A 3,679-nucleotide genomic window follows, 5' to 3' on the forward strand; every position below is an offset into this window, starting at 1 on the left:
ATCCTGCGGCTTACTATTACTACGATAACGAGCGTGGGCCGGTGCCATTCGCGCCGGACGCGGAGCACTCGCGGGCGCTTATCAGCGGCAGGACCTTGCAGGCGTTACGCGCCGCAAAGTCGCCGGACGCGACGCTGGCCGGTGAATCCCGCGCGTTATTGCGCGGCATTATCGACTATCAGTTGCGCGGCAAAAAACTCATCAGCCGCGAAATCATGAAATTTCTCGCCGATGGATGACAGCGGTCGCGAAGCACGCGCATGGCTATGACCACGGGTAACAATTTGCGGCTCGGCGTGAACCTGGACCACGTCGCCACCATCCGGCAGGCGCGCTTTACGCCGTATCCGGATGTCATGGAAGCCGTACGGATCTCGGAACGCGCGGGCGCCGACGGTATCACCCTGCATCTGCGCGAAGATAGACGTCACATCCAGCCCGACGACGTTTACGCCGCGCGTGAAATAATCACCACTTCCATGAACCTGGAAATGGCCGCCACCGAGGCGATGATCGCGCTCGCGGTGAATCTGCGCCCGGAATACTGTTGCATCGTGCCGGAGCGCCGCGAAGAGTTGACCACCGAAGGCGGGCTGGATCGGGCCGGCAGCGAACGGCGCCTGACGGAAGCCTGCCGACGCCTCGCGGCGGCCAACGTCAAGGTATCGCTCTTTATCGAGCCGACTATCGCCGCGATAGACGCGGCTCTGGCTATCGGTGGGCCGATAGTCGAGCTTCACACCGGTGCCTATGCGGGGGCGAGCGGCGAACGTCAGGCCCAAGAGCTCGAACGGCTGATACAAACCGCGGCATACGCGGCCGATGCGGGCCTTCAGGTCAATGCCGGGCACGGCCTGCATTGCGCGAACGTCGGTGCTGTCGCCGCCATTCCGCAACTGAAGGAACTCAACATCGGACACGCGATCGTGGCGCGCGCGCTGTTTATCGGTCTGCACGCCGCCGTGGTCGAAATGAAGCGGGCGATGGCAACAGGCCGCGGTCAGGAACCCTGAGTCGCGTAGTTCCACGCGTCCGCCATGTGCGGAACCGCGTACGCTGAAGGGCATCGAAACAATTCCGGTCCGCGGGCTTGCAAGCAGCTGCTCCGACCTCTGGTGTTATCTCATCTGTTTCACCGTAAAATCACGTAATGGATGCGAAATCAATCAGCCCCTCGATGAATTTCCCGACCCTCGAAGCGTTTGTCGGCAACACGCCGCTGGTAAGGCTGCAGCGCATCACGCCCGGCAATCACAACACCTTGCTCGCCAAACTGGAGGGCAACAATCCCGCCGGCTCGGTCAAGGATCGGCCGGCGGTCAGCATGATCAAACACGCGGAGTTGCGCGGCGAGATTCATCCCGGTGACACCTTGATCGAGGCCACCAGCGGCAACACCGGGATCGCGCTGGCGATGGCGGCGGCCATCAAGGGTTATCGCATGGTGCTCATCATGCCCGAGAACATGAGCGCCGAGCGGCGCGCGACCATGAAAGCGTTCGGCGCTGAGATCATCCTGGTGTCCGAGGAGGACGGCATGGAGGGCGCTCGCGATCTCGCGCAGCAAATGGGTGAGGACGGCAAGGGCCGGGTGCTGGATCAATTTGCCAACCCGGACAACCCACGCTCGCACTTCGAGGGCACCGGGCCTGAAATCTGGAACGAAACCGGAGGCGCGATCACGCACTTCGTCAGCTCCATGGGCACCACCGGCACCATCATGGGCGTGTCGCGGTATCTGAAAGCGCAAAACCACGACATTCAGATCGTCGGAGTGCAGCCCGCCGAAGGCTCGCGCATCCCCGGCATCCGTCGCTGGCCAGAAGCTTATCTACCGAAGATTTATCATGCAGAGCAAGTCGACCGCGAGATCGATGTCGATGAAAAAGAGGCCGGTGACATGATGCGGCGCCTGGCGGCCGAAGAGGGCATCTTCGCCGGCGTATCCTCCGGCGGCGCGGTGGCGGCGGCGTTGCGTCTGTCCGCGGAAGTCGAGAACGCGCTAATCGTTGTTATCATCTGTGATCGGGGCGACCGGTATATTTCCACCGGGGTGTTTCCGGCTTAAGCTGCCGGCATAAAGCGCGATTGCCCCCGGTTACTGGTGCGCGGTGAAAACGTGAACGTACTCGTCTTCGATATCGAAACCGTGCCCGACGTGGAGGCTGGCAGGCGACTGCTGGAACTGGACGGCGTGCCGGACGCCGATGTCGCCACCGCCATGACGCATCTGCGGCATCAGCAGACCGGCCGGGATTTTCTGCCCCTGCATCAGCAGCGCATCGTGGCGATTTCCATCGCCATGCGTGCCGGCAATAACTTCAAACTATGGTCGCTGGGTGACGAGGACTCAGCGGAATCCGAGCTTCTGCGGCGTTTTTACGATGGCATCGACCGCTTCAATCCCACCCTTGTGTCGTGGAACGGCTGTGGCTTCGATCTGCCGGTCATCCATTACCGCTCGCTGCTGCACGGCGTGGCCGCGCCGCGTTACTGGGAGACCGGCGACAGCGAGACGAGCTTTCGTTATAACAATTATCTGAACCGCTTCCACTGGCGGCATATCGATCTGATGGACGTGCTGGCCGGTTACAATCCGCGCGCGTTCGCGCCGCTGGATCAGATTGCGACTATGCTGGGGTTGCCCGGCAAAATGGGCATGCACGGCGGCAAGGTGTGGGAGGCGTTTCAGGCCGGCGACATCGCCGCGATCCGCGATTATTGCGAGACCGACGTACTCAATACGTATCTCGTGTATCTGCGCTTCGAGCAGATGCGCGGCCAGCTCGACGGCGAGGCGCATGCGCGCGAGTGTCAGCTTGCGCGCGATGCGCTGACCGTGATGGACAAGCCGTACCTGAACGAATTTCTCGCGCGCTGGCAGTCGTAGGATCGACGGTCGCGGACCGGGTACAACACCGATGGTCGCGACCATGAGCCTATCCAAAATTAGGCACTGTCATTCTGAAGGAGCGTAGCGACTGAAGCATCTTGGCTCCACTCAAGCATCAAATACAGATTCTTCGCTTCGCTCAGAATGACAAAAGGTTGGGGTAGTCTCTATGTCAGCAATCCAGCCAGGATCTTCGCGTAAGTTCGCGAGAGTGTAGCCAGGTCCTCGATGCGCACATGTTCGTCGATTTTGTGGATGCTGGCATTGACCGGCCCCAGTTCGATCACCTGTGCGCCAGTAGGCGCGATAAATCGCCCATCGGAAGTGCCGCCCGCGGTCGATAGCTTCGTCTCCAGGCCGGTGACTTCGCGGATCGCGTTGCGGGTCACGGCGACCAGTTCGCCGCATTCGGTCAAAAATGGCTCGCCTGACAATGTCCACTCCAGATCGTAGCGGAGGTCATGCGCGTCCAGCAGCGCCTCGACTCTTTGTTCGAGTTCCGCTTGCGTCACCGCCGTCGAAAAGCGGAAATTGAAGATCGCGCCCAGCATGCCGGGGATGACATTGTCCGCGCCGGTGCCGGCGTTGATGTTGGAAACCTGAAAGCTGGTCGGCGGAAAGTGTTCGTTGCCGCGATCCCATTCGGTTTGTACAAGCGTGGCGAGGGCGGGCGCGAAGCGATGGACCGGGTTGTCCGCGCGATGCGGATGCGCGACGTGCCCTTGTATGCCGTGTATCCGCAACTCGCCGGTCAGTGAGCCGCGCCGGCCGTACTTGATCGTGTCG

General features: G+C 61.4%; 5 protein-coding genes. 4 read left to right on the forward strand and 1 reads right to left on the reverse strand.

Going from position 1 to position 3,679, the window contains the following annotated elements; genetic code table 11:
• The 4 genes from H0V34_05505 to H0V34_05520 form a co-directional block, all read left to right on the forward strand.
• Nucleotides 1-239 (forward strand): hypothetical protein (locus tag H0V34_05505; protein MBA2491171.1); only part of this gene is annotated, 239 nt, incomplete at its 5' end.
• Between the two features lie 27 nt (nt 240-266).
• The gene (pdxJ, locus tag H0V34_05510) at nt 267-1,013 is read left to right on the forward strand and encodes a pyridoxine 5'-phosphate synthase (GenBank protein ID MBA2491172.1); all 747 of its coding nucleotides are present in this window, start codon (nt 267-269) and stop codon (nt 1,011-1,013) included.
• Between the two features lie 164 nt (nt 1,014-1,177).
• Nucleotides 1,178-2,068, forward strand: a complete 891-nt coding sequence (gene cysM, locus H0V34_05515; GenBank protein MBA2491173.1) for a cysteine synthase CysM — start codon at nt 1,178-1,180, stop codon at nt 2,066-2,068.
• Nucleotides 2,069-2,119: 51 nt separating this feature from the next.
• Complete coding sequence (locus H0V34_05520) at nt 2,120-2,890, forward strand: 3'-5' exonuclease (GenBank protein ID MBA2491174.1); 771 nt, start codon at nt 2,120-2,122, stop codon at nt 2,888-2,890.
• A gap of 170 nt (nt 2,891-3,060) precedes the next feature.
• On the opposite strand, the gene dapE is transcribed toward H0V34_05520, so the two are convergent.
• Nucleotides 3,061-3,679 (reverse strand): succinyl-diaminopimelate desuccinylase (gene dapE / locus H0V34_05525; GenBank protein ID MBA2491175.1); only part of this gene is annotated, 619 nt, incomplete at its 5' end.

The sequence above is a fragment of the Gammaproteobacteria bacterium genome (genome assembly GCA_013696315.1).
GTDB lineage: Bacteria > Pseudomonadota > Gammaproteobacteria > JACCYU01 > JACCYU01 > JACCYU01.

Bases quoted from the DNA above. Each gene is read 5' to 3' on its own strand.
- pdxJ (MBA2491172.1), top strand. From the start codon at position 267: ATGACCACGGGTAACAATTTGCGGCTCGGCGTGAACCTGGACCACGTC.
- cysM (MBA2491173.1), top strand. From the start codon at position 1,178: ATGAATTTCCCGACCCTCGAAGCGTTTGTCGGCAACACGCCGCTGGTA.